The following is a 26,447-nucleotide window of genomic DNA, read 5'->3' as shown; positions in this document are numbered from 1 at the left end:
AAATGGAGTGAATTTTATAGAAAATTGGCTAAAAATAAGGTAAATTTCATACGAAATTTGCGCGTTTACAGATAAATTTAAAGCGAAAATTTTAAAATCTCACTAAAAAACCTTGACATAAAGACACTAAAGTTATATAATGCAATCAACTTCAACTTTAGGAGAAAATTTATGAACGAAACTATTGAAATTTTAACCGATAAAATGCGCTCTTTGCTCGAAAGCAGCGTTTCTTTGGCGATCCATTCCAAAAATAGTGAAGTGGGCGTATTGCACATGCTCTGGGCGTTGGTAGCCGATAGCGGCTCGGTTCTAAATCAAATTTTTAATAAATTTAGCATCGAAAAGACCGCGGTCGAGCTTGAGATCAAAAGCGAAATTTCAAATTTGCCTACGAGCTCAAACGTCACGAAGGAAAACGTGCGAATCTCGCGCGAGCTGATGAACTCGCTAGAGATCGCAAAAGGGCTGATGACGAGCTCGGGCGATAAATTTATCGCCGTAGATACCTGGCTGATCGCAAATTTAAACGCCGATCCGCTAAAGAAAATTCTATCTAAATTTGCAGATCTTAGCGAGATCAAAAAGGAGCTAGAGGCGCTTCGCGGCGGCAAAAGCATCGATTCGCAAACCGCCGACGAGACGCTTGAGGCGCTTAGTAAATTCGGCGTCGATCTCACCGCCAAGGCAATCGCGGGCGAGCTCGATCCGGTCATCGGTCGCGACGAGGTGATCTCGCGAATGATGCAAATTTTAATCCGCAAGACGAAAAACAACCCGATCCTACTCGGCGAGCCGGGCGTGGGAAAAACCGCGGTCGTCGAGGGTCTTGCACAGCTGATCGCTAAAAAAGAGGTTCCGCTTAGTCTGCAAAACAAACGCGTCATCGCGCTTGATATGAGTGCGCTGATTGCAGGCGCGAAGTACCGCGGCGAGTTTGAAGATAGGCTCAAAGCCGTCATCAACGAGGTCGTAAAAGCCGCGAACATCGTGCTTTTCATCGATGAAATTCACACCATCGTAGGCGCAGGCGCAAGCGAAGGCTCGATGGATGCCGCAAACATCCTAAAGCCTGCCCTCGCGCGCGGCGAGCTGCACGCTATCGGCGCTACGACGCTAAAAGAGTACCGAAAGTATTTTGAAAAAGACGCCGCGCTTCAGCGCCGCTTCCAGCCCGTAACGGTCGCAGAACCTAGCGTGAGCGAGGCTACGGCGATCCTGCGCGGCATAAAGGAGCGACTAGAGGTGCATCACAACGTCACCATCACCGATAGCGCGCTTGTGGCGGCTGCAAGGCTAAGCGACCGCTACATCAGCGATAGATTTCTGCCGGATAAGGCGATCGATCTCATTGACGAAGCGGCGGCGGAGCTTAAAATGCAGATCGAAAGCGAGCCAAACGAGCTTGCCAAGGCCAAGCGCGACATCCTCACGCTTCAGGTCGAAAAGGAAGCCCTTAAGATGGAGGATGACGGCAAAAACGACGAGAGGCTCGCGCAGATCGATAAAGAGATCGAAAATTTAACTGAGCAGAAAAACGCGCTTCAGGCTAAATTCGAAAACGAAAAGTCCGTATTCGGTGGCATCAGCGAGGAGAAAAAAGCGATCGACAGCCTTAAAAACGAAGCGAGCTTAGCAAGACGCAACGGCGATCTTAGCAAGGCTGCCGAGATCGAATACGGCAAGATCCCCGCCGCGCAGGCAAAGGTCAAGGAGCTTGAGGCGAAGTGGGATGCGATGAAAGAAAACGGCGTGCTTTTGCGAAACCGCGTGGACGAGGAGAGCGTGGCTGAAATTTTAAGCAAATGGACCGGTATCTCGGTAAGCAAAATGCTCTCCTCCGAAAAGGAGAAATTCCTCCACATCGAGGAGCATCTAAAAGAAAGCGTCGTGGGGCAGGATGAGGCGTTGCACGCCATCGCTCGCGCCGTCAAGCGCAATAAGGCGGGGCTTGTGAATGAAAATCGCCCGATCGGAAGCTTTTTGTTTTTGGGCCCTACCGGCGTCGGCAAGACCGAGAGCGCAAAGAGCTTAGCTAGATTTTTATTCGACGACGAGCGGGCGATGATCCGCTTTGATATGAGCGAGTATATGGAAAAACACAGCGTCTCGCGCCTGCTCGGCGCGCCTCCTGGATACGTGGGCTACGATGAGGGCGGACAGCTTACCGAAGCTGTGCGCAGAAAGCCCTACTCTGTGCTGCTTTTTGATGAGATCGAAAAGGCGCACAAGGACGTTTTTAACATCCTGCTTGGAATTTTAGACGACGGGCGCGCGACCGATAACAAGGGCGTTACGGTTGATTTCAAAAATACGATCATCATCCTAACGAGCAATATCGGCTCGGCTAAGATTATGGAGCTTGACGCCAAAAATGCGGACAAGCCGCGCGAGGTCGCGCTTGCCGAGCGCGAGGAGGCGGTAAAGAGCGAGCTTAAGAATTATTTCAAGCCCGAATTTATCAACCGCCTGGACGACATCGTGATCTTCAACGCCCTAAGCGAGGACGATCTTATAAAAATCGTGGGCATTATGTTTAAAAGCCTGCAAAAAACGCTAGCAAATCGCGGCATTAACGCAAGCCTAAGCGAAAATGCCAAAAAGCTCATCGCCTCGGCGGGCTTTGATATCGAATACGGCGCAAGACCGCTACGAAGGGCGCTCTACGATCTGGTGGAGGATAAGATCGCCGATATGATCCTAAGCGACGAGATCAAAACGGGCGATCGGATCGAAATCGGCGCGCATGACGACAAGATCGAGATAAAGAGAGTGAAGTAAAATCGGGCGGAATTTATCCTGCAGGGTAAATTCCGCGCTTCGACAGAGTAAATTTGGCGAGGTAAATCTCACGCCTTAGCTAAGTAAATTTGGTGGGTAATCTATCCCTTGGGAATTGAAACGAAATCAGCGACGGCGAAAGCAAAGAGTGGGAACGGGCAATCTATCCCATTAGGAATTGAAACAGCAAATTCATCTCGCTTGCCGAAAGCGTATCGTAGTAGAATTACATCCCGTTGGGGATTGAAACTCGCTTATTTTTATCGTTACTCCCGTCGTTTTGCCCGGTAGAATTCCATCCCGTTGGGAATTAAAATGCTCTATTTAAAATTTCATCTTTTCCCCTTTCATAATAGCATTCTATAGAATTTATCGAGCCAAATCCTGCCCGATAAAATTTTTACCAAATAAAATTCCGGCTTAGATTTTAAAATTTTATCGAGCAAGGCTCCGCATCTCAGAGCTTAGAATTTTAAATTTAAGAAGCAGCGACTTTGAGCTGCAGGATTCAAAAGCGCAAGGATTTTAGATCATAAAATTTTAAAAGGTCGTCAGGATTAAAATTTTAAAATTCGAAGTCGATGATCGAAATTCCAAACCTCGAAACCTAAAATTTTAAATCCGAAACGGAAGCAAATTTTAAGATCGTTTCAAAATTTGCCTCTTTTAAATTCACATATCTCGAGCCCTATTCATAAAATTTTACGTATTAATTTACGCGAAATTTGGTCAAAAAAAGATGGTCTCATAAACTTATCTGCATTAAATTTTATCTCTTCTTTTTAGAATAAGAACCATCGCAGACGCGATTATTAGCGACGGTAAAGCGCTTATCATCATTATGCTAAAATTAAAATTTGAGCGATCAAATAGATGACCCAACCAAGTAAAACCCGCTTTTGCTAGGATTATCACAGCTAGCGGATAAGCATAAAATAAACTTATAAAAAATGCAGATGCGGCGGATATTTTATCCAGCAGAATAAAAGCCTTTATTTTGGAAAATACAAAACAGCAGATGATTAGAGGCAAAATTACCGTCGCGCAAAATAGATACAATACCATAGCGCCAAAAATATCGCTTTCGCTATCGCTCGCCTCTTCACGCCACGTTAGTTCAAAAGCTTTTAAAACGATAGAAAACGGATGCGCGATATCATAACCGCTATACTCCGCCAAAAAAACCGCATCTATGCTGGCAAATATAACGCCCAGGCAGTCTATAGTAAAAAAGAGCAAGGCGATCCAGAATAAAATTCTTACTCCTTTTAGCTCAAAACATTTTTTAATGAACTCCTTTATAACCCTAGCCCCTAATTTATAGCTTTTAAGATCAATTTGGCTTTTATCGCGTTTCATTTCGGCGCTTTTTAAAATTCTTTGTCGTAATCTATCATCAAATTTAAGCCTTGGCTGCCATCGTCTATATTGCCCGTTGCGATCGTAAGCTAAAATTTTCATTCTACTTATTCACCTAATTTGATACCGTTAAAATTAGAATTATTTTTTATCCTTATCAAAAAATTTTGAATTGTAGTTAGTTAAAGATATCATCAGGGTTCGCTTATTAAAAGGAACTTTGCCAAATCTATCAATAAGTAATTTATTTTGTTTTGCCGATATCACAATACCGTTATCATTAAAAATATAGTACTTTTTTATCCTCAAGGAATTTAAGCATTGAAAGATAATTATAGATATAAAGTTTATGACGATAGCCATTGCAAGATTTGTTATATACGTAATTTTATCCATTAAAGTTTTACTATCAAGTTTTGCAGTTTCTCCAAAACATGGAAAGTATGAATACGTTATCTTTGTATGCTCCGTAAGCTGGATTTTTAGTACCTTTAAATTCCCTGCAAAATCCACATAGTCACATTCTATTATTTTCTCAAAAATTCTAATTTGTAAGTCATTTACTAGCATGCTTTTCAGCATTGCAAAATCTCCAAAAATCGTTTTAAAAAATATAAATACGCAAAGCGCTAGCTCGCCTTTTCTCAAAATACTATTAAAGAAACTTTCGATGGGAAAAATAGATCTAATGGCAAATACTAATGCGAATATCAAGAAAAAAATTCCTACTGTTAATCTACTTTTTAGCAAATAGTCGTTTTTTATCACTATCGGTTCTTTATCATAATCCCTCATAAATTTCCCCATTTTTATAAAAAATATTTTAGCGTATTCTACCGCCTTATTCTTATGGTGCATTTAAAATTTAAAATCTGCAAAGGACGGGTAAAATTCTAAATTTCAAAGCCTCCGCACTGCGCTAAATTTTAAAATTTCAAACCCGTAATAGTGAAATAAAATTCTATCTCCTCCAAGTTTCATAAAATTTTAAAATTCTATGCCGACGTTCATCGCTAAATTTTAAAATTTCAAACTTGCGGAAGCGGGGTAAATTTCAAAATTTTAAACCCGCAAAGGCTTGCTAAATTTTAAAATTTAAAGCAAGCCAAGCATGGACAGAATTCTAAAATCCCATCCTACTTCGTTTTCTTTGCGGTATCTTTGTTAGTCGTTGCGTTGGCGTCGATGTAGCCCATCTGGGCGAGTTTTTCGTAGATTTGCATTATCACTGGACCTGCCGCGCTTCCGCCGCCGCCGCCGTGTTCTACGAGCACGGTTACGGCGTATTGCGGCTTATCGTAAGGACCAAAGCTCGTCATCCAGGCATGCGAGCGGTGGAAGTAGTCCATATCGGCCTCTTTCATTCGCTTTTTAGCGGTCTGAGAGATGCCTACGACCTGCGCGGTGCCCGTCTTGACCGCTAGAGGCACTACTGCGGTATGGATGAGCTTGTAGGCAGTGCCTCCGTCGGGATTGTTGCCGACCTCATACATACCGCGTCGCACGAGGGGCAGCTGCGCCTTTTCTTTCGGCGTGAAAAGCTCGGTAGGGGTAAATTCCACCGGCTTACCGTCGATGCTTTTTAAAAAATGCGGCGTGATAGCCTTGCCCGAGGCGATCTGCGCGGTGTTTTTCGCCACCTGCATAGGGGTTACGAGCACGTCGCCTTGACCGATCGAGGCATTGACCGTCTCGCCCTGATACCACGCGCGCTTAAATTTCTGCATTTTCCAGGCCTTATTAGGCATCGTGCCTACAAACTCATTGGGCAGATCGACGCCCGTTTTGCTACCGAAACCCATGCGCTGCAGATACGCGGACATATAGTCGATCCCCACCAGCAGCGAGCCTTCGTAAAAATACACGTCGCAGCTGCCTTTAATCGCTTCTACTAAGCTCACACGGCCGTGACCCCAGCTCTTCCAGCAGCGAAATTTACGCCCTCCAAGTTCTATCGCGCCGCTGCAAAACACGCTCCAGTTCTCGTTGATCTTGCCGCTGTTTAAAAAGCTCATCCCCACCGCCATCTTAATGACCGAGCCCGGCGGATAGAGGCCGTTTACGAGCTTATTCGTAAAAGGATGGCGCGGATCTTTTATCAGCTCATCCCACTGCGCCTGTGAAATTCCGCCCACGAAGGTGTTCAGATCGTACTCGGGGAAGCTGCCCGCCGCGATGATAGCGCCGTCGTGCAGATCCATCACGATCGCTACGCCGTCTTTATCTTTAAAAATTTCCTCGAGGTATTTTTGCAGCTCAAGATCGATGGTAAGCGAAATTTCGCTGCTGCTGGGCTCCTGCATCGAGATCTCCTCTACGACCTGATTTAGCGCCGTAACCTTCGTCTTGCGCTCGCCCTTGCTGCCCTGCAAAAGCTCGTTATAATACCCCTCGACGCCGCTTCTGCCGTTGTATCCGGTAAGCGCGCTTAGGGGGTTGTTTTGGATATCTTTTTTATTGGCGCGGCCTACGTAGCCGATGATATGCGAAGCAAGCGCGCCGTAAGGATAAAAGCGCTGCGAAGCGGGCGAAATTTTAATATTTTCGTGCAGGCTCAAGCTCGCGAAATGCTCTATCGTGGCGTTGTAGTCCAAAAACGGCACGACTTCGATAAAATCTTGATTATAAGCGGAATTCGCGTCCTTGTAGCTCTTGCTCATCGCGGTGACGTTGAGATCTTTGAAGTAGCGCGAGATATTATTTAGCTCGCTTTGCAGCGCGGCGTCTTTTAGATGCGGCGCGATCGATAGAGAAAAGCCGAGATTGTTTATCGCGAGCGGGCGACCTTTGGCGTCTAAAATTTGACCGCGCACCGGCGGGATGTATTCGGTAGAGATGACGTTATTTTTGGCGACCTGCTCGTAGAATTCGTTCGATTTGATCGAAAGATAATAAATTCTAACCAAAAGCATGCTAAAAAATAGTATCACGAAAGCAAATACAAACTTCAGCCTCATACCAATCGCCCCTTAAAAAAGAGCAGAGCGAGCAAAATTTCGATCACGATATAATTTAAATACTCGCCGTTTAGAGGCAGGTACTCGCTCTTTTTGATTGCCGAGATCGCGTTACTCACCACAAAGACCAAAACATAGCTGATCATCACGTAAAAGCAGATCAAAAAATTTCTAAATTTAATATATTTAAATGAGTTTTCATAGACCACGAAATAAAATATACAATACGCGATAGCCACGCTAAATAGGTTAAATCCGTGGATCTGCTCGGCGCAAAACAGATAAAAAATAGAGAAAAACCAGCTAAAGCCGAACTTTTTAAATTTCACGTCGTTTTCGTATTTTTGCACCACCATCGCCGTGAAAAAAAATCCGATCAGCGGCGGCAGCCCCCTATACACCGCACTTAGAAGCAGGTAGAAAAGAACCCCCGCGCTAAAAAGCGTGTCAGCTATAACGTATAGATAAGTGCGATTTCGTTGCATACCGGAAACTTTTTGCATTTAATACAATCGGCCCAAATTTTTTGCGCGGGCAGCTCGTCCTTTGGGATTTCGATAAAACCCAGACGCTCAAAAAATTCTTTTTGATAGGTGAGCGTAAATACGCTTTTTAGCCCGTAAAATTTCGCTTCACCGAGCAGCTCATTTACGATAGCTCTGGCAATGCCTCGCCTGCGAAACTGCGGAGCGACGATGAGCGAGCGCACCTCGGCAAGATCTGCGTTAAAAATTTTAAGCGAAGCAAAGCCCGCTAAAATTTCGGCTTCTTTTAGACACTGGGATTCGCAGGGCTGCGAACGTTCGGTTTGAAAAACGCTCGCTTCTTGCGAATATTCGCTCCGTAAAATTTGCTCTTTGCCCGCTTGCGCGCGGCTCGCTCCGGATACGGCTTGCGCTGCGCTATTTCGTGACACGCTATTTTGAGACGTAGCTAGTTGCGGCGCAAAATTACCCGCGGCATTTTCTGCGGAATTTTCAGAAGTAATTTCGGCAAAATTTGCGGCGGAGCTTTGGATTAAATTTAAATCGACATTGCGCGCTAAATTTAAATCGGAATTCTCGGCTAAATTTAAATCGGAATTTTCTTTAGAATTAAAACTCAAATTTTCCTTGGAATCAAAACTCCTATCCGCCTTAAAATCGCAACCGAACGCCAGCACGTATGAGCGGATATTGGCAGCTATCTCATCGCTTTCAAGCGGCAAGATCACGCCGTTTTGCACCTCCTCTTTTACGAGCTCCTGCATACGCGAAATGTCGCAAAGGCGCGCTTTTTTTAGCCGTATCATCTAAAATTTTCCCTAATCTTCGCGCAATTTTCGCGGTGCATTTTATATCCGCTAAATTTAATTATTTTGAAATTTTGCGCCGTAAAATTTTGCGTATTTAAATTTAGAAATTTCATAATCCAAACGCCCCGCGCACAATGATCTCGCGCGCTTTTGCAAGCCCGCTGCCTTTTAGCGTAGAGACCAAAATCGCCTGCGGATCGTGCTTCAAAAGCTTTGCGCGCTCGCTTTGATTGAGCTTGTCGGCTTTGGTGTAGAGCCTCACGACCTTTTGATCGCCGCGCAGAAAACTAGCGAGATAGTTTTGCAAATTTTTATCTATCGCAAGATCAAACTGCCGCGCGTCGATGAGATGGACGAAAAGCTTGATATTTAGGCGCTCCTTGATGAACTCGTCGAGATTTTTCTGCCAGATATAATGCAGTTTTTTAGAAACCTTAGCGTATCCAAACCCCGGCAGATCCACGAAGATCAAAGAGATATTTTCTCCCAAGCTCGCAATATCCAAAAAAACGGAATTGCCCGCTAAGCTTAGCGCGGATTTGTCTGTAAAATTTAATTCGGAGCTTTGTGCGGAATTTGACGTAAAACCTGCCGCAAGATCCACCTCGCGATCCGATCTAAAATCCGCCGAAACGCTTTTTAAATTTAAAATAGAGTCCTGCTTTAAATTTCGCTCAGACGTCGCAACGTCCGCGCGCTCTCGCGCGTAATTTGCATCCGAGCTCAAAGCCCCTTTGCTCGCCAGATCGGGCGTCGTTTCAGCTTGCGAGCCGTCCGAATCTGCGGCAAGCTTTTGTTTAAATTTAACTTCAAAAAAATTTATCAGTTGCGTTTTGCCGGGAGTCGAGCTTGATTTGGCTAGATTTTTGCGCCCGGTAAGCGCGTTTATCAGGCTACTTTTGCCGACGTTTGAACGCCCCAAAAACGCCACTTCGCTCATCGCAAACTCGGGCGCACCCGCGATATTTGCGGCGGAGGTGATAAACTGCGCACTGCTAGGATAGATCATTTGTTTTGATCTTCGACCTGAAAGATCAGCCGCACGGGCTTTTTCTCGCCGCCGCCGCTTTTTACTTCGTAGGTGCCCTTTTGGCGATTTACGATGATCTTATCGCCGTAAACCTCCTTTTTGGTCTCGGCCTCATGCAGATAGGCGTTGTTTTCGAGCGTATAAGCCTCGATAGTCGGATCATAGGTCAGCACGCCGCCTCTGCCGTCGTAATGCTTTTGATTGAGTAAAATTTTAAAATTTGCGTTTCCCGTCGCGACGTATTTGGTAGGCTGACGCTTAGCGTCGAAATAGATCGTCACTTTGTCGGAATTTAGCGTATCGTAAGCGCCCTTTTTGATGCGGACGTTGCCTGTTAGGACGCTGATCTGCTTAATCTCGTCGGCGAAAAAATTATCCGCCGTGACCTCGACCTGCTCCTGCGCGGCGCTAAGAGTAGTCGCGCCAAAGCCCGCAATTAGCGCAGATGCGAATATTAGTTTGTGGAATTTTGATCTTTTATTAAATACCATGCGTGGATTCCTTTTGAGTTTGTTTGTTTGGTTTTGGTGTCGTAGCTGATACTTGCGCCCGTGATGCGGTCGCCGCCTTGGCGCAGCACGTACGGCACGTCGGAGCGGACGATCTTGCTGCTCGTATCGTAGATGATCTCCTGCGCCGTGTAATCAAAGCCTCTGCTATTTACGTAATGCGCGTCGCCGTTAAATTTTATCAGCTCGCCTGCGCGCGTCGCAGTCTTTGAAACCAAAGTGTGATTTAGATCTGCGCTAATCTCCTCGGCTTTAAAATTTACAAACTCGTCGCGATCCTTATAGCGAGTGCCGCCGTCCGCGGTAAATTTAGCATCCACGCGCTCGCCGATCTGATAATCGACGATCTTTTTCATCTCCATATTCGCAATGCTTAGATCCTGTCTAAACATATCGCTAAAATACGGCGTCTGCACGCTTAAAAACACCATTGCGACGCAAAAGATCGCAATCGCGACGTAAAAAATTTTTATCACCATCGCTCGGCTCCTTTTGATCTACGCAGAATTTCGCCCCTCGCGCGCGCTTGCAAAATTACAGCCATTTGCTATTCCACTCTTCGCGCATGCCGTTTTTATCGACGAGTATTTCGATCATCTCGCGCACTGCACCGCAGCCGCCGTTTTTGCTTAGCGCGACGTCCGCTTTTAGCGAGCTTAGCGCATCGGCGGGCTTGAAGCTGATCGCGACCGCATTTAAAAGCTTCGCATCGTTTATATCATCGCCGATCGCGGCGGCCTCATCGAAGCTTAGGTTAAAATTTTTTAAAATTTGCTCCGCCCTTGAGAGCTTGTCTTTTTCGCCTTGAAAGAGCGTATCGATCTTTAGCTCGCGCGCGCGGTTTGCGACGATTTGCGAGCTTTTGCCGGTGATGATCGCGACCTTTAGCCCCAGCCGTTGCCATTCCTGGATGCCGAACCCGTCTTTTACGTTAAATTTCTTCATCTCTTCGCCGCCGTTTGAATGGTACAGCCCGCCGTCGCTAAGGCAGCCGTCTACGTCTAAAAATATGATCTTTATCACTTCGTTTTCCGTTTTTTGAAATTTTGTGATTTTAACGAAATTTGGCTGAATTTTTGGCAAACGCCGTATAAATTTAAGCCGCGATCTTAGCCCTTAATCGGCACGTAGCCGCTATTTTCGATGATACTTTGCCCCTGCGGTGAAAGGATCCAATCTATCAAGATGCGGATATTTTCGTTTTTGTTGTTTTCATCGTAAACCGCGTAAATTTCGGCTACGAGCGGGTATTTGCGGCTAGAGATATTTTCTTTATTCGGATACGCGCCGTTTAGGCTAAGCATCTTCACGCCGCCGTTTTGCACGATCCCCTCGACATAGTATCGAAACGAAAAGCCGATCGCGCTACCGAAAAAGCCCGTGATCTTGCGCTTAGGCTGCGTCTCGCCCATAAATTTCAAAAATGCGCTCTGGCTGCCGCTGCCCGCGTTTCGCTGCACGGCATCTATTCGCATGTGCTCGCCGCCTAGCTGCGACCAGTCGTCAAACTCCCCAGAATAGATCCCTCGCACCTGATCCACGGTTAAGCTTGAAATTTTATTATTTGCATTTACGATAAAGACGAACGCCTCCAGCCCGATCGGCACGAAGCGTAAGTTTGCGCCCTTTTCTCGCGCGTAATCAAGCTGCTGCTTCGAAGGGGCGGCGACAAAGATCAGATCCGCCTCGCCGTCGCTTATGGCCTTGTATGCGCCGCGAGTGTTGCTAAATTTAAGCCTGCTAGCATTCGTGAAATTTTGTCCGTCAAACTCCACGCTTTGCTTAGGATAGCTCGCCGCGACGAATGCCGAAAATACGGGATACAAAGCCGCTGCGCCGTCGATTATGGGCAGATCGCCGCTAAGTTTTAAACTGGAGCTAACGCGCACGATCTGCGAGCCCTCATCAAACGGCAGAAATTTATGTAGCTCGATCGATTTGGCCTGCATCTCGGCGCTGCTTTGATTGACGTATCGCTTCACGACAAGGCGGTAAAACGCAAAATCGAAAGCCGCCAAGATAAACACCAGCAAAATGGCGATAATTGCACGCTTCATCTTAGTTTCCGTTTGCGATATAGGAGATGATCGAGCATTTGCTCTGCAGATACAGCGCCGCTGCGACTAGCGCACAAACGCTGATTGCCCAAGCCGCCAATATTACGACGATCGTTTTTTGAAAAATTTCATCGCTCATCTATGCCTCACATATGCGCAAGTGCGCTATTAAGCAGCCATAAAAAGCCTATTAGGGCGGCTGAAAAGATTATGAATAAAAACGCGGAGAGGATCAGGAGATTTCTAATCCTTCTGTGGCGCTCGGGCTCGCTTTTAGCAGATCTAATAAATTTTATTAAATACACGATGAGGAAAATAAACGAAATTATCGGCAGCGCGAATAAAAGGAAAATAAAAATCGAGAAAGAATCCATATCTCACCTTCAAAATTTAATACGCAAAGCGATATTTCGACGCAATGCGAGCGCAAAATTTTAGACAGCCTATACGCACGCCGCTGGTTTAAAATTTCAGCCAAGCGGCGCGCCTTTGCAAATCAATTCTAGCAAAGACGGAATTTCGCGGATTTTAAGCGAGCGGCGAAAGTAAAATTTCAAACGCCGATAAAATTACAAAACCGCAAATTGCTAATTTTGCTAAATTTAGCGCGCATTTGCCGCTATAAAACGCCCTTCGTGCTAGGCACGCCGGCGCGCTCATTGATACTTATCGCGCGACGAAATGCGACGGCAAACGCCTTAAACGCGGCTTCTGCTACGTGATGCAGATTTTCGCCGCGAATTTGGCTTATATGTAGCGTGAAATTTGCGTTGAAAGCCAAAGCGCGGAAAAACTCCTCCACAAGCTCGGCGTCGAATTCGCCGATCTTGCCGCGCTTCAGGCTCGGGCAATTAAATACCAAAAACGCGCGGTTGGAAAAATCAAGCGCCGCAGAAACCGCCGCCTCGTCCATCACCACGACGCTATCGCCGAAGCGCTCGATGTTTTGCGCGGGATAGATCGCCTCTTTTATCGCGCTTCCGAGCACGATGCCGCAGTCTTCGACGCTGTGGTGAAAATCGACCTGCAAATCGCCCTCGCAGCGCAAGTTCAGATCGATCCACGCGTGCTTGGCAAACGCGCTAAGCATATGATCGAAAAAGCCGATGCCCGTTTGTATCTGCGCCGCGCCGCATCCGTAAATCTCCAGCTCCAGCTCGATTTTGGTCTCTTTCGTAGCCCTATTTTTGCTTATCATCGCGCAATCCTTAAAACTAAATTTTGTTTGAAATCTATCTAAATTTCACTAAATTTCGCTTAAAATCTCAGCCAGCTTTTCGGAATTTACGCTGCCGATCTGGCGCAGGCTCGTAATCTCGGCGCCCTCTTTAAAAAACAGAATCGTAGGTGGACCGAATACGTTAAAATGCGCTTTTATCGCCCTATTTTGCTCGCTATCTTCGCTAAGATCGATCTTTAAAAGGCTAAATTTATCAAGCGCGCCAGCAAGAGCGGGATCTGCGAATGCTCGCTCGCTCTGCTCGCAATTTTTGCACCAGCTAGCCCAAAAGTCTACTATCACAGGCTTTTTGGAATTTTCTATTTCGCCGCGCAGCTGCGCCAGATCGTGCACAAACGAAAAATGCGCGCCGCTAAAATTTTTAGCGCGAGAAATTTCGCTCGCTTGCAAGCCCTCGCCGCCGGGGCCGCCGCTGGAATATCTCGTGCTTTGCGGGATTAGATTACCAAGCGGTCTGGAAAAATCTTTCGCGCCGCTGGCAAAGCCCGCAAGCAGCAGCGCCGAATATAGCGCGATTACGAGAGCCAAAGCGCGCTTGATGCCGCCCGCGCCGTCGTCAAACAGCCCCAAAAATCCTGCAAAGATCGCGCCTAAAACCGCGTAAATCAGCAGGCTTAAATTTTCGCCGATAAGCGTGCGCGAAATCCACACCGCCGTAAAAAGCAGCAAAAAGCCGAAAATTTTAGGCACCGCCTCCATCCAAGCTCCGGGCCTAGGCAATGCGCCGCCGAGCCCCACCACAAGCAGTAGCGCACCGCTTCCGAGCCCGAGCGCAAAAAGAGCCGCCGCGCCCAGCAGAACGTCGCCGCTGCCCGCGATGTAAACGAGCGCGCCCGCAAGCGGAGCGGAGATGCACGGCGATACGACGAGCGCCGAGATAAGCCCCATCGAAAAAACTCCGATCAGACCGCCAGCATTTTCGCTTTTGCTATTTAAGAAGCTTTGAAAACGCGCAGGCAGGCGGATCTCGTAAAATCCGAACATCGAAAGCGCGAGCGCGGCAAATATGAGCGAGGTTAGGATCAGCGCGAGCGGAGTTTGCAGCAGGCCCTGTAAATTTTGCCCGAAAACCGCCACGAAAGCCCCTAAAATCGCATACGAGCTCGCCATCCCAAAAATATACGCGAGGCTTACGGCGAGGCTTTTTTTTGCGCTCGGCTTCGAGGAAGTTTTCGCTACGATGATCGACGAGAGGATCGGGATGAGCGGATAGACGCAAGGGCTTAGCGAGAGCAGCACGCCGTAGCCGAAAAACAGCGCGATCGCCGCGATGAAGCTCTTGCCGCCGAGAACATTTAAAATTTTATCCTGCTCGGAGATGGAATTTGCGCCGCGAGAAGTTTTTTGCGCGGAGGTTTCGTCGGAATTTACCGCAGCGCTTTCCGCCGAGCTCGCCGCGGAATTTCCCGTCGCGTGCGAGTTTGCCTCAGAATTTGCCTCTGCGCCCGAAGCTGCGGTATTGCTTTCAAAATTTAAATTCCCGCTCTGTGCGCTGTACGTGTCAGAAATATGCGCGAAATTTGCGCCGCTTCGGTATTTTTTCAGCTCGGAGTTTGAAATTTTGCTGATCTCATAGCCCTCCACCACGCGCTTGAAGTTAAAGCCGAACTGCTGCGGCTGATAGCAAAAGCCCGATTTCGTGCAGCCCAAAAAATCGCCGTTAAGCACGAAATCATCGCTGTCTGCGGTGTTTGCAAGCACGAGGCCTAAAGGCACGGCGATGCTAAATTTGCCCTCATAAATTTTATAATCCTTGTATTCGGTCGCGGCGGGCAGATTTATTAAATTCGTCACCTCCGCGCCGCCAATGAAAATTTTTATCTCGTTTTGATAGAGATAGACCCCGTCCGCGATATCAAAGCTTAGCGTTACGCTATCGCTTTGCGCCGCCACGTTAAGCTTGAACGCATCGGAGGGTTTCAGGGGCTCGGCGCCCAAGCCTAAAAGAAAAAACGCTGCCAAAATCAGTGATCTTATCAAATTTTATCCTTTGAAATTTTTTCCTACATTCTAACGTAATAAGTATGAATTTATAGTGTAATATAAAGAACTTTTTTGTAAAATTCCTTAAAATTTTAGGAGGCAATATGAGCAAAGAGATCAAAACCGAAACGGGTGAAATAGCGCTGAAAGAGATAGAATTTAAAAGTTCAAAGTACGAAAAAATCTCGTTCAAAGACTACGAGACGCTGCTTGAAAGATACCAGATTGAGCTTTTGAAGCTGCAAAAATTCGTAAAAGAGAAGGGGCTAAAAATTTTGATTTTGATGGAGGGGCGCGACGCGGCGGGCAAAGGCGGCACGATCAAGCGTTTAACCGAGCACCTAAACCCGCGCGGATGCCGCATCGTAGCGCTCGAAAAGCCGAGCAATGTCGAAAAGACGCAGTGGTATTTCCAGCGCTACGTCGCGCACCTACCCAGCGGCGGCGAGATCACGATCTTTGACCGCAGCTGGTACAACCGCGCGATGGTCGAGCCCGTGATGGGCTTTTGCACCCACGCCGAACATAAAGATTTCCTGCGTCAAGTGCCTAAATTTGAGGAGCTTTTGGTAAGTGCGGGGATAATTTTGTTTAAATTTTACTTTTCGGTCTCCAAAGAGGAGCAAAAAAGGCGCTTCGAATCGCGCCGTACCGACCCGCTGAAGCAATACAAGCTTTCGCCGGTGGATGCGAGATCGCAGGAGCTGTGGAATCAATATACGCTCGCAAAATACTCTATGCTACTCGCTTCAAATACCGAGTTTGCGCCGTGGACGATCCTTGATAGCAACGACAAAAAGATCGCGCGACTAAACGCTTTCCGCTGCATACTCTCGCGCATAGACTATCCCGAAAAGATTGATGCGAAGGAACTTGCGGTGGATCCAAACCTCGTGCGAAACGGCGCCAGGGAGATAGCGCTAATGGAGGATAGCCAAAAAAGCGAGGCTTGGCGCAAGCTGGAGAGCCCCTCTCGCAAGAGTAAAAAGGATAAGAAAAAGGGCTAAATCTTGCCAATGAAGATTACTCGCTAGGGAGGCTTGCTAGGAATTGCTTCATTAGGGATTTATTTCCTAATATATAGAAACGCATTAAATTCTATGATTGTGCACCTCAAGATTCTTTGAAATTCTATCTAATGGGATGGAATTCTACACAACGCCACGGGCTACGTGATGAAGTATATCACGTTTCAATTCCTAATGGAATAGAATTCTACCTCGTCGCTTGCTTTTCTCTGCGGCTGTCGCCCATAGTTTCAATTCCCAACGGGAATTGAAATGCGAAATTCACATATCCCGCATTCACCGCCTTTCCGTAGAATTCTATTCCATTAGGAATTGAAACGCTCTTTGTACCGGCAGATATGGCTCGACATAGGGTAAAATTCCATTTTGTTTGTAATTGCTGCCAGAACCGATCAAAAAAATCAAACCCCAAAAGCTTCGATGTGTAAAATTTCATCTATCCCCGTTTTAAAATTTAATGTGCCGTTCTATAAGATGCCTGTTTGTGCAAGCCGGTTCATCTTTACGGCATAACATGCAAAATTTTATAAAATTTTATGTTTATTTTATGCAGTATTCTGTATAATTTATACGGATAAACGAAGTATTTTGCTATTTTTACTTATGAATAACACGATTTTTATTCATTTTATACGATTTTATGTATAATTAACGAATAAATTTGTATAATTTTCATATGTTAGAAACGAGCGATATATTCAACATTTTGCACAATGCCGTCGAAGCCAAAAATAACGGCAAAAAGATCTCGCACGCCGCGATGGCGCAGAGGTTAGGCGTGTCGATGCGGACGTATCAGGACTGGCGCTTGGGCACGACCAAGCCGCAAGCTGCGACTGCGATATGCCAGATGTTGTGCGAGCTCGATAGCGACGACGCTGCGTTTGTGCTACATAAGATAAAAAAACTTATAGGAGAGTAGAGTGCAAAACATTACTTTGCAAGAAAAGCTGGATCTGCAGGGCGTTTTTCGCGTGATTTATGAGAAAAAAGAGTCGAAATTCGCGATTTTTTACAAGGCACTTTTGAAGAAATTTTTTAGAAATTTTAAAAAATAATTGGCGGAGGCATTTAATTATTATGTTTTATGTGGCAAAGGCGGTAGTATCCATTAAATTTAGATGATTTTTCCTTTTTATGACGAGCACGCCGATATTCTTTGTTTTGCAGTTTCAGAGGATGCTAGCGAATTCTGCTTTATAAAAATTTTACTATCTTTCTGCCTCTTTGGTATCATCTAATTTAATTTTAAATTCTAACTTTGGCACATGATCTTAAATTTGTAGCGTAAATTTAATTGAAATTAATGCGGAATTCCTTCTTTAACCTAGCTTTTAAGATCCATAGCGTGCATTTTTATAAATATTTTGAATTGCTATTAAATGAGTTGCATTTAAATCTATTTATATTATGGCAAATATACAGCTCGTTAAAATTTTAATCTATAAGTAACTTCAAAATTTTATTCGTAACCTATAAATTTAATATATTTGGTGGGCAAATTGAAACCGAATAAAATTCGCATAAGTGCACCATGCCATATCTTATCTCAGCCACAACTAATCTTTTTAAATTTTATAGCGAGATGAGAATTCTACCCATTCCTGCCGCAAAAGGTGTATCGCATAAATCCGTTTTGATTTCAATAAGAAGAATTCTATCGCCTACGCAAATCGTGCAATAAGCCCATTTATGCATTTCAATTCCCAAAGGATAGAATTATTCCACATTCCTGCGGGACGCTATAAAATGCAGTGACAGAAGTTTCAATTCCCAACGGGATGGAATTCTACGGAGGCAGGACAATGATAGAGCCAAAATATAGGAGTTTCAATTCCCAACGGGATGGAATTCTACATTGTGGACGGGTTTCATAGATATACTACGATGCGTTTCAATTCCCAACGGGATAGAATTCTACAATAGCTGAGGGTTCTACTACGGCAAGATGTGTGTTTCAATTCCCAACGGGATGGAATTCTACTGGAAATTTGACCCCGGTGAATGAAACTTCAACCCGTTTCAATTCCCAACGGGATGGAATTCTACTCGATGAGAGCATCATCGGGGATTTTGGTACTTCCTGTTTCAATTCCCAACGGGATGGAATTCTACCGAACTGGATAGACGATTTTCAAGTCGCAACAGGTGAGTTTCAATTCCCAACGGGATGGAATTCTACAGATCAAAGAGGCGGAAAGAAAGCTTGAGGAAGCGTTTCAATTCCCAACGGGATGGAATTCTACTAAATTTATCAAGCAAAGAGGGCTTAGGAACTTCGAGTTTCAATTCCCAACGGGATGGAATTCTACACTTGACCGCAAAAAACGAAAGCGACAAAATCACAGTTTCAATTCCCAACGGGATGGAATTCTACAGCACGAATTTTGCCATTTTTCTAGGTAGAAAGTGTTAGGAGTATATATTTTTATGCCTTAAAATGGACTAAATTTAAAAAAGCGCCGATTGTTAAATGCCCAAAATTCGGCATTTCAGAATCTTAAAAACAACTTTATCGCTATCTATATGTATCGTGAGTGCAAATGTTAAAATCTCAATATAAGATATTCAAAAATCGAAGTATGAACAACAAAAAAAGCTGAAATTTTAAAAGCATATGCGTTTTTAAAGCCAATTCGTTCGCCGTTCCGTGCTTCAGATCAAATTTATTTCAAAAGACATGCATCTTAAGAGGGCGCAATCTATAGGCACAAGTGATTCTAGTCAAAATTTCAAAAGCACGAATGAGCTTAAAACCCCAGCCTACCGCCATACCAACCCCTCGTAAGGCACGCCTTCGCAGACGTATTTTTTAATCTGATTGGCCTCGCGACGGATAATTTGACGCCAGGTTAAGCTCTGTCCCGCTACGTTCGCGCAGGATGATAGTTTCTCAATCATTTTTAGCTCGATCTTTTGCACCGCTTCTCGACCGAATCGAATACGCCCCGCGTCCGTTTCAAAATCTTTTGCCGTAATCTCGCGCTTGTTTAACATTCCGAAAATTAATCTATCGCCTAAAATAGGCTTAAAAATCTCTGCAAGATCTAGATGCAGACTTAGCGCACGGTAGTTTGGCTCGTGTAAAAAGCCGATGCGCGGATCAAGCTCGGTTTTGTAAATTTCGCTGAGGCAGATATTATAAATACGCGTATTTACATAGCTAATGAGGGCATTAATTTTATCTGCCGGCGGGCGTTTGGAACGCGTCGTGAATTTAAAACTGCGCTGATCCTCGATGATTTCGTTCCAAGCCGCGAAATACTGCTTGGCAAAGCCGCCTTCCACCGCCATTACCGCTGCTATGTCGCAGGCGCGCGCTAGAGCATCCAGATGCGGCGCAGTATCGAGCGAGACACCGTAAACCTTGCAATTAATGGCTGCATTTAAGATGCGAACGCGAGTAATCTCGCGAGCAATAAAAAGGCGCTTAGAAAGATCATCAAAAGCCCGCAACTGCGCCAAAAGCACAAAGCCACTTTTATTTACAGAATTTGAAGTATTCGGGAACAAACTGCCGCGAAAGCTCTGATAGGCGCTAAAAATATGCAGCAAAATGTTATTATCAGCCAAAAACGCCATAGCATAAGTATCAAGCTCCACTCGCGCCAAAATATAAATTTCATCAATCGCGTTAATTGGCAAAATTTTACTAGTTAAAATTCCACCCTCGTCGTTAAATTTATCGAAGTATAGATTATTATCTTTGCGGCGCAATCGGCCTGGGCTTAAAATAAAATGCGTGCGATCCGATTTTTGCATACTTTATCCTTAAATTTTAGCTGAATATTGCCTCGTTTTTATCGCACCCGATGACGAGACGCTGTGAATATTTGAGCGAATTAAAAGTATAAATTACTACCGAATCAAGCCTGTTAGAACATTCTTTTTGCAAAATCGCCATTAATTTTTTAAGATCGCTCGATCTGATTTCACCCTCAAAAACGCTGAATTGCACGCGAGGTAGAAACTTCTCGACCGCCTTTCGGACGCGCGCAGCGTTATTTTTCTTCTTTTCGTCGCTGTTTGAAATATCGTAAAATAAAATAGCGTACATTCTATCTCCTAAATGCAATAATCACGATAAGCGCAACTCTCGCAAATCTTTTGCGGGCTAAATTTAGGCGGCTTTGGCTCGTTTACAATGGCGGTAATGCCGTTTAGAATTGTTTCGATTTTAGTGAAATTTTCGGCATTATCCTCAATGGCTATGACGGTTTTGCCGCTAATTAGCTTGCCTTTCACCTCTTTTAAATTTAAGCCTGTTTTTAAAAGATAGATATAAAAAAGTAGCTGCATCTTGCCTGCTTCTGGATTTTTTAGGCTCTTTTTATATTCGGTGATGAGATAATGTCCGCGCTGCTTGGAAAGCTTATCAAATTTCAAATTTGAAAATGCAAAGTCCTGCAAACCGTTCTCTTTGATATCCGCTAGCGCCTTGCCCATCAGCACGTTTTCATCCTCCTGATCGGCGTGGATATGATGCGCGTAAAGCCACGCCTCGCGCTTGCAGGTAACATAATAATTCACAAGCGTACCGGTGATTTGGTCTTTGCAAAACATTAGTCGAAAAACTCATTTTTGAGATTTAAGGCGGCGTCCTTTTTAATCCCGAAATTATTATTGTACGAAGTATCGCCGAATGGTAAATAATAGACATCTTTTAGCCCATCAATACGCTTTATATTTAAACGCTTTGCATCAAATTCTGTGATATTTACACCAAATCTATTAATTTTCTTAATAGTATTCGTAAATATATCTTTCTTATTAAATTTGTCAATATCAAGCCTATTGATTTCAAAAATTTCATTTTGAAATTCTTTAATATAATCTTCTTTTGGCTCAATTATTACTAAAATTTTAAGTCTATCATCCATCGCCTCGCTAATCTTTTCGTTTATATCGTAAAATCCGAGCTCTCGCATCTGCTCCACCAAAAATAAACTCTCTAGGCTTTGCTTTATGGCGCTGAAATACCTAGTGGAAATATCTAAAATTTCGCTTTCGATGATATCTCTTTGCTTTAGAATTTTTACTAAAATATTATCGCTAATGCGTTTTAAATCACCGTAAATGAGATCGGAATAGTCGCAAATATCGTTAAATACGTATAATTCTCCCAGAGCTGTAAAATTTCTATTTATACGACCGGCAGTTTGGATAATCGAGCTAATGGGCGCTATCTCTCTAAATCCGACATCAAAATCCAAATCTACGCCAGCTTCGATAGACTGTGTAGAAATTAGCAAGATCGGATCACCGTGCCCACTTTTATTTTTAGCAATCGCGTCTTTTATATTTTCGATATTTTTTCGTTTGTGATCGTCGCACATATATCCGTTTAGGCAAAAAATTTTAAATTCATCGTAAAATTCCAAAAATAGCTCTTGGGCTTTTTTAATGGTATTTACGACGACTAGTGTATTTTTGCTTTTTGCTAACTGTTTAATCTTGTCTTTTAAAGCACTCTCATTGCCATCAAACCACTTTAAAACGTATCTATTTTGATCTTTGAAATAATCTAAATTTGAAATTTCTTTAAATTTAGTCGTATCAACAATAGGCATCGTAGCGGACATAAAGATAAAAATGCAGCCAAATTTCTCCGCCATCATCTCGCAAAGTTTCATAAAATCCGCCCTGAACTTATACGGTACTGCCTGCGCCTCATCGATTATTATTACACTATTTTTTAATCGGTTAAATTTTACGCTATCTTTATTTTTGTTTCCAAAGAGTGCAAATATAAATTGATATAGCGTGGTTACGTTAATATCTCCGCTAAAGGAATCTATCAAAAATTTAACTTTAGAATAGCGATCTTGCGGGGTACTTTCATCTATCGTAGTTTTGTGATGAATTTTATGAATTAATATATTTTTATCGTCTTCGAAAATCTCTTTTATCTCATCATAAACTTGATCTATGATAGCCGTAAACGGCAGCACGTAAATAATACGTTCTTTATTAAATTTGGCGGCAAAATTTAGCGCAGTCAAAGTCTTACCGTAGCCCGTAGGCGCAGTTAAAGTAAAAAGATTATGATTTACATCGAAATTATTTAAAACGAATTTTCTAAACTCACTTCTTTTCGCATTTGGCTTACGATTTTCCAGGGCTTTGATATATTTTTCGATCGTATTAGAATTCGCCGGTTTAGAAGCAGGAATTCTTTGATTAAAAATAGCTTCATATTTGTCGCTATAAATAAGTGACGAAAATATGTCTTTGAAATTTAAAAAGTCATCGTAATCAAACTTCTTTTTCGCAAATTTGAAGTATTCTCTTAAATGTTTAGCTTTAATTAAAAGCTCATTTTTATCCCTTTTAATATCTTTGTAAATTTCTAAACCTAAAGCTTTATCTAAGACTTCATCCCAAAAGCCTAGCTCTTTCGAGCTCTCAAAATATTTGCCGAAATTTTTATTTTGCGTTGTAAGCTCACAAAAATTTTCTACATTTCCGTGGTGTGATACGATGGATAAAAACCCAAAAGCCGTATCTAGCTCATTAAATTCTGAATTTAGTAAAAATATGTAAGCGGATAATAAAGCATGATTTTTATCTGCAATTTTTTCGGTAGGATTTTTTATATAAATCTGAAAATTAGTTTTTAGCTTGGCTATATCGTGATAAATTTTAACGCATTGCAAAAGCCTACTATCCGCTTCGGCAAGCATATTTATTATATGCTTTATTAATGGTTTATTAGGATGCGATAGCAGCTCACTTTGCAAAGTAGACCTTGTAGTCATTTATTTGATAAATATTTCCTCTATTCTTTGCTTTGATTTGACTATTGCCGCTTAGCTTGATAACGAAATCTTTAAAATCCTTAAAAATTCTACCCTCCTCGCACCCGCAAGCCATTCTAGCCGTAGTAAGTCTGATATCAAAGTTTTGTGCATCAAATATAAAATCGTCCATCAAAACGAACGTATCTATAAAACTTTCCTTTTCATGCACCAATTCACAATTTTTTATCTCGATATATTTAAAATCCGCTATACAAAAATTTATACCTAAATATGGTGTAAAGACACATCTATGAGCTTTTAAGCTGTTGATTATCTTTTCTTTATAAGAAGCATTTAAAGCACTTAAATCAACGAATATGACATATCTAGGATCTTTTATTAGCTCTTTATAAAACTGCTTTTTCTCACTAGAATCTTGATAGCCTTGTTCGATATGCATATTTGACGATAGAGCAAATTTTATACCGTTAAAAATCATAGTTTTTTTGCGAAATTGCGAACTTAAAATAACGCTATAACCTATATCGTTAAGTTTAAAATAATTCATTTCACCTATAATCGCTCCCAAAAGCCCCATGACAGCAGTCTTTGGCGGCACCGGGTATGTAAGAGACGAGTAGATAGTAGCTGGATGAGAAAAATGCGCATAATCTCCCGATAGCTCAAAAGCTATTATATCCATTTAAAATCCTATTTTTATCCAATTACTATCAAATTGTGATCTGTTATTTTGCTCGAAGTCAAAATCACTCATATACTCTATTTTTTCGATCTCTTGCGCGTATCTAGTAAGTTTAGCTTTTAATCTAGAAAAATCAATTGTAAAATCATTTATACTTCTTATCTCCACATCTTCTTTGCTACTATTTATAGCCACACAGTTATTTAAATCTCCAGCGAAAGTATCATTTTTATATGTAATTACTAGCATAAATCTAGGTATCTGACCCATTTTCGTGCGAGTAATTAAATTTTTAGTCCCACTCCAGAGCGCGCTTAAAATCACTTTCACATCATCTTCGCTCAAATTCGTAATCTTTGCACTATGATTATCCACTATTCCGTAAGTTGCAAACATTGCATAATTTAAAAAATCTTCTTCCCTAAACGTTTTATTCGCCTTATCGCTACCGCTTGCAAACGCGCCGGTGCCTTTTATATGCTCTACCGCAACTCTATGAAGCGATCTGCTCATTCTAAACTGAATAGGTCCGACAAATTGAATTCCGGCTGTTTTTATGCCTTCTTTTTTCATCTCGTCTTTATCCGATATCGGCAAAACTCCACCAAATGCGCGAATATCGATAAATTTAGATAAAATTTCTTTTTCAATCTCGATTTTTTCTTGCTTTACATTAATCACTTCACGTATCGCGCTTTTGCAATCTAAGATATTTTCATCTCTTTTATACTCTTTAATGAAAATCGTACTTTCGTCTTTTTTCATAATTTCATCTCTAATTGTTCGCTTTATACGTACATCAGTAACTTCTGCTATACCCGTCTCATCGTCTATCCTAGGAGCGTTATCTCTTAGCATATCGCCGTTTGGATTAAAATTTTCGCCGTCCCAAAGAAATAGAATTTCCTTCTTTTTCATTACTCGTCTCCTTGAGTGTTATCTTTAATATATTTCGTAAAATCACTTCCGCCCATAGCAAAAGCTAGCGTTACATAAGCGCTCTTAACCCGCTTTTGAGATAAAAACGCACTTGGTAAAATTCCAATCAAAATATCGCGCATGATTTCTATATTAGCACTTCTTTTTCCTCGCGATACATTGGAGAGTTTTTTGTTAGTTTCATCGCACTTGGTCCAAATCCGTTCTAAAAGCTCTTTCGTAATTAGTCCGGCATTATTCAGCCATTTTTCGAATGAACTATTTTTGCTAATAGCAAATTGGCGATTTATCAACCCTGCGGACATCATTCCTAGCAAATATGCACTCTGCAATACTTCATTATCTTTTAGAAATTCGCTATTTTTCAAAATCGAGCTTATTAGCTCTTTTTTATCGCTTAAGCCTTGCAAATTAACCTCCCTTGCAAATGATATTTTTCCATTTAAAGCACCTATTTCATTAAAGAAATTTTGATATTTTTCGATACTTTTTATACTTCTATTTTGATATGTCTTAACGCAATTAAAATAAAATCCCCACTCTATTTTTGACGCATAACTAGAGTTAATATTGCCTTTATAAATCAAAGCAGCATATTTTTCCATCATATCATCTAAATTCATCCTATTTTGCGATAATAAAAAATCCATAATATCGATGTTTTTAAGAAATAAATTTTGCATGTAAATAGTATCGTCTTGTTGATCTTTACTATCTTTTCGCCTAATCGCCCTAATGTTATATCTACCCATTAAATCGGAAATTTTAGAAATATAAGACGGCAATACATCATCTATTTGCAATAATACATTAACCGCAGCATTGCTTTTTTTATAAAATAGAATTGTATTTAGCACGGGCATATTTGCTTGTGCTTTAGCTACGAATTCCAATTCGTAATTAATACTTTCTTCGATATTTTGTATGCCTTGCAGATCTTTTTTCTTTTCGCTCGGGTCTTTTAAAATTTCCACTATTTTTTCTAATAAATTTACATCATTTACCATTAACGTCGGTAAGACCGCCATTTTATCCCCGTAAAAATTAAAAGATAATTCCTTATCAATTACCATAAAACCGTTTTTAACCAAATTTGCATTAGCGCCATTTAGAGGTAGTAATCTAACTTTAATGTCTTGTAAAGCAGTCGGTAGCTCATTTACGGAACAAAACGCTAAATTCGCATCTCCGCCGATACCAATACTATTTGTAAGCATATCATAACCATAAATTTTGGCAGTTTTACCATTATCGCTATCACTTAAATGACTCGTAAAAATATTTTTGAAATACGCTGAAATCGGTCTACCCTCCCAAGATAATGCAAAAAAAGTAGCCACTTTCATGCCCTTTTTCTTAGGCTCTTCTTGTAGAGCTACAATTTCACTTAAAATATCATCAAAAAAGCTCTCGTTTAAACTAGATAAATCCGTCAATATTTTATCATTTTTGATATCGTCAGGATTGAAGCAAGAGAGCATATTTTTTACGGCTTTTAAAATTCCTTTTATAAATTTAGGCGTATCGTCTTTTACGGCTTTGCTAATGAATTGGACATTAGGGAACAAATTGCCAGAATTCGCGCCTATGCCAAATCTACAAACTATTAAATCGTCTCTTGAAATATTGTTATTTACCGATATTTCTTTGCTTTTAATATCACAAAGATAAATTTTAATAGCATCGTATTCGTAGCTCTTGTTGTTAATTTTGGTTTTCTGTTTATCATAAATTTCGCCGATACTAGAAAAAATTTTAACTATATCGCCCAAAATTTATCCTTTCTAAAATATACGCGAATTATAACTAAATTTTAATTATATTGTC

General features: G+C 42.4%; 25 protein-coding genes and 1 CRISPR repeat array. Of the genes, 4 read left to right on the top strand and 21 right to left on the bottom strand.

Annotated elements, in window-relative coordinates:
• Positions 1 to 171 precede the first annotated feature (171 nt).
• A complete protein-coding gene (locus Q0144_RS07360; protein ID WP_298062926.1) occupies positions 172 to 2,781 on the top strand; it encodes an AAA family ATPase in 2,610 nt (869 codons plus the stop codon).
• A 762-nt stretch (positions 2,782 to 3,543) separates the two neighbouring features.
• On the opposite strand, the gene Q0144_RS07355 is transcribed toward Q0144_RS07360, so the two are convergent.
• The 13 genes from Q0144_RS07355 to dsbD form a co-directional block, all read right to left on the bottom strand.
• Entirely contained in the window at positions 3,544 to 4,242 is a 699-nt protein-coding gene (locus tag Q0144_RS07355) for a hypothetical protein (RefSeq protein WP_298062924.1), read from the bottom strand.
• 39 nt (positions 4,243 to 4,281) lie between these two features.
• A complete protein-coding gene (locus Q0144_RS07350) occupies positions 4,282 to 4,935 on the bottom strand; it encodes a hypothetical protein (protein ID WP_298062922.1) in 654 nt (217 codons plus the stop codon).
• A 341-nt stretch (positions 4,936 to 5,276) separates the two neighbouring features.
• Positions 5,277 to 7,097 carry a penicillin-binding protein 2 gene (gene mrdA, locus Q0144_RS07345; RefSeq protein WP_298062920.1) on the bottom strand — a complete coding sequence of 607 codons (1,821 nt, stop codon included), beginning with the start codon at positions 7,095 to 7,097 and terminating at the stop codon, positions 5,277 to 5,279.
• On the bottom strand, positions 7,094 to 7,582 hold the full coding sequence (locus Q0144_RS07340) for a hypothetical protein (RefSeq protein ID WP_298062918.1): 489 nt from the start codon (positions 7,580 to 7,582) through the stop codon (positions 7,094 to 7,096). Before Q0144_RS07340 ends, mrdA begins: the two co-directional genes overlap by 4 nt.
• Complete coding sequence (locus Q0144_RS10575; RefSeq protein ID WP_366111393.1) at positions 7,549 to 8,388, bottom strand: GNAT family N-acetyltransferase; 840 nt, start codon at positions 8,386 to 8,388, stop codon at positions 7,549 to 7,551. The genes Q0144_RS07340 and Q0144_RS10575 overlap by 34 nt, the downstream gene beginning before the upstream one ends.
• Positions 8,389 to 8,500: 112 nt before the next feature.
• Positions 8,501 to 9,400: a GTP-binding protein gene (locus Q0144_RS07325; RefSeq protein ID WP_298062915.1), complete on the bottom strand. Its 900-nt coding sequence runs from the start codon at positions 9,398 to 9,400 to the stop codon at positions 8,501 to 8,503.
• A complete protein-coding gene (gene lptA / locus Q0144_RS07320; RefSeq protein ID WP_298062913.1) occupies positions 9,397 to 9,912 on the bottom strand; it encodes a lipopolysaccharide transport periplasmic protein LptA in 516 nt (171 codons plus the stop codon). Before lptA ends, Q0144_RS07325 begins: the two co-directional genes overlap by 4 nt.
• Positions 9,876 to 10,409 carry an LPS export ABC transporter periplasmic protein LptC gene (lptC, locus tag Q0144_RS07315; protein WP_297944378.1) on the bottom strand — a complete coding sequence of 178 codons (534 nt, stop codon included), beginning with the start codon at positions 10,407 to 10,409 and terminating at the stop codon, positions 9,876 to 9,878. Before lptC ends, lptA begins: the two co-directional genes overlap by 37 nt.
• Before the next feature lie 55 nt (positions 10,410 to 10,464).
• Positions 10,465 to 10,953 carry an HAD-IIIA family hydrolase gene (locus tag Q0144_RS07310; protein WP_177389116.1) on the bottom strand — a complete coding sequence of 163 codons (489 nt, stop codon included), beginning with the start codon at positions 10,951 to 10,953 and terminating at the stop codon, positions 10,465 to 10,467.
• A gap of 86 nt (positions 10,954 to 11,039) precedes the next feature.
• The gene (locus Q0144_RS07305) at positions 11,040 to 11,987 is read right to left on the bottom strand and encodes a substrate-binding domain-containing protein (RefSeq protein WP_298062911.1); all 948 of its coding nucleotides are present in this window, start codon (positions 11,985 to 11,987) and stop codon (positions 11,040 to 11,042) included.
• Position 11,988: 1 nt separating this feature from the next.
• Positions 11,989 to 12,126, bottom strand: a complete 138-nt coding sequence (locus Q0144_RS07300) for a hypothetical protein (RefSeq protein ID WP_298062909.1) — start codon at positions 12,124 to 12,126, stop codon at positions 11,989 to 11,991.
• A gap of 480 nt (positions 12,127 to 12,606) precedes the next feature.
• Entirely contained in the window at positions 12,607 to 13,185 is a 579-nt protein-coding gene (hisB, locus tag Q0144_RS07295) for an imidazoleglycerol-phosphate dehydratase HisB (protein WP_298062907.1), read from the bottom strand.
• 48 nt (positions 13,186 to 13,233) lie between these two features.
• Complete coding sequence (dsbD, locus tag Q0144_RS07290; protein ID WP_298062905.1) at positions 13,234 to 15,207, bottom strand: protein-disulfide reductase DsbD; 1,974 nt, start codon at positions 15,205 to 15,207, stop codon at positions 13,234 to 13,236.
• A gap of 107 nt (positions 15,208 to 15,314) precedes the next feature.
• Between dsbD and ppk2 the strand changes: the two genes are divergently transcribed.
• Positions 15,315 to 16,217 (top strand): polyphosphate kinase 2, encoded by a 903-nt coding sequence (gene ppk2 / locus Q0144_RS07285; protein WP_177389122.1) that lies wholly within the window; start codon positions 15,315 to 15,317, stop codon positions 16,215 to 16,217.
• A gap of 208 nt (positions 16,218 to 16,425) precedes the next feature.
• Here ppk2 and Q0144_RS07280 read toward each other — a convergent pair whose 3' ends face one another.
• Positions 16,426 to 16,674, bottom strand: coding sequence for a hypothetical protein (locus Q0144_RS07280; RefSeq protein WP_298062904.1), 249 nt, complete (start codon positions 16,672 to 16,674; stop codon positions 16,426 to 16,428).
• 240 nt (positions 16,675 to 16,914) lie between these two features.
• Here Q0144_RS07280 and Q0144_RS07275 point away from each other — a divergent pair, with 240 nt between their 5' ends.
• A complete protein-coding gene (locus Q0144_RS07275) occupies positions 16,915 to 17,160 on the top strand; it encodes a helix-turn-helix transcriptional regulator (protein WP_040303199.1) in 246 nt (81 codons plus the stop codon).
• A gap of 1 nt (position 17,161) precedes the next feature.
• Entirely contained in the window at positions 17,162 to 17,296 is a 135-nt protein-coding gene (locus tag Q0144_RS07270; RefSeq protein ID WP_297989991.1) for a hypothetical protein, read from the top strand.
• Between the two features lie 638 nt (positions 17,297 to 17,934).
• Positions 17,935 to 18,615: direct repeats of the CRISPR family, unit length 30 nt; unit sequence GTTTCAATTCCCAACGGGATGGAATTCTAC.
• Between the two features lie 386 nt (positions 18,616 to 19,001).
• On the opposite strand, the gene cas1 is transcribed toward Q0144_RS07270, so the two are convergent.
• Genes cas1 through Q0144_RS07235 form a run of 7 tightly spaced genes read right to left on the bottom strand, consistent with a single transcriptional unit; the run spans position 19,002 to position 26,392 of the window.
• Positions 19,002 to 20,000: a CRISPR-associated endonuclease Cas1 gene (gene cas1, locus Q0144_RS07265; protein ID WP_298062902.1), complete on the bottom strand. Its 999-nt coding sequence runs from the start codon at positions 19,998 to 20,000 to the stop codon at positions 19,002 to 19,004.
• Between the two features lie 16 nt (positions 20,001 to 20,016).
• The gene (cas2, locus tag Q0144_RS07260; RefSeq protein ID WP_298062900.1) at positions 20,017 to 20,295 is read right to left on the bottom strand and encodes a CRISPR-associated endonuclease Cas2; all 279 of its coding nucleotides are present in this window, start codon (positions 20,293 to 20,295) and stop codon (positions 20,017 to 20,019) included.
• Positions 20,296 to 20,303: 8 nt separating this feature from the next.
• Entirely contained in the window at positions 20,304 to 20,801 is a 498-nt protein-coding gene (locus Q0144_RS07255) for a CRISPR-associated protein Cas4 (protein ID WP_298062898.1), read from the bottom strand.
• On the bottom strand, positions 20,801 to 22,921 hold the full coding sequence (cas3, locus tag Q0144_RS07250; protein ID WP_298062896.1) for a CRISPR-associated helicase Cas3': 2,121 nt from the start codon (positions 22,919 to 22,921) through the stop codon (positions 20,801 to 20,803). The genes Q0144_RS07255 and cas3 overlap by 1 nt, the downstream gene beginning before the upstream one ends.
• 46 nt (positions 22,922 to 22,967) lie before the next feature.
• Positions 22,968 to 23,681, bottom strand: a complete 714-nt coding sequence (cas5, locus tag Q0144_RS07245; RefSeq protein WP_298062894.1) for a CRISPR-associated protein Cas5 — start codon at positions 23,679 to 23,681, stop codon at positions 22,968 to 22,970.
• On the bottom strand, positions 23,682 to 24,599 hold the full coding sequence (gene cas7b, locus Q0144_RS07240; protein ID WP_298062892.1) for a type I-B CRISPR-associated protein Cas7/Csh2: 918 nt from the start codon (positions 24,597 to 24,599) through the stop codon (positions 23,682 to 23,684).
• On the bottom strand, positions 24,599 to 26,392 hold the full coding sequence (locus Q0144_RS07235; protein WP_298062890.1) for a TM1802 family CRISPR-associated protein: 1,794 nt from the start codon (positions 26,390 to 26,392) through the stop codon (positions 24,599 to 24,601). Before Q0144_RS07235 ends, cas7b begins: the two co-directional genes overlap by 1 nt.
• Positions 26,393 to 26,447: the final 55 nt, after the last annotated feature.

Origin of the sequence: uncultured Campylobacter sp. (assembly GCF_938045345.1) — a bacterium.
Lineage (GTDB): Bacteria > Campylobacterota > Campylobacteria > Campylobacterales > Campylobacteraceae > Campylobacter_B.
The sequence above is the reverse complement of the archived record's forward strand: the minus strand, read 5'-3'. Positions and strand labels throughout refer to the sequence as shown.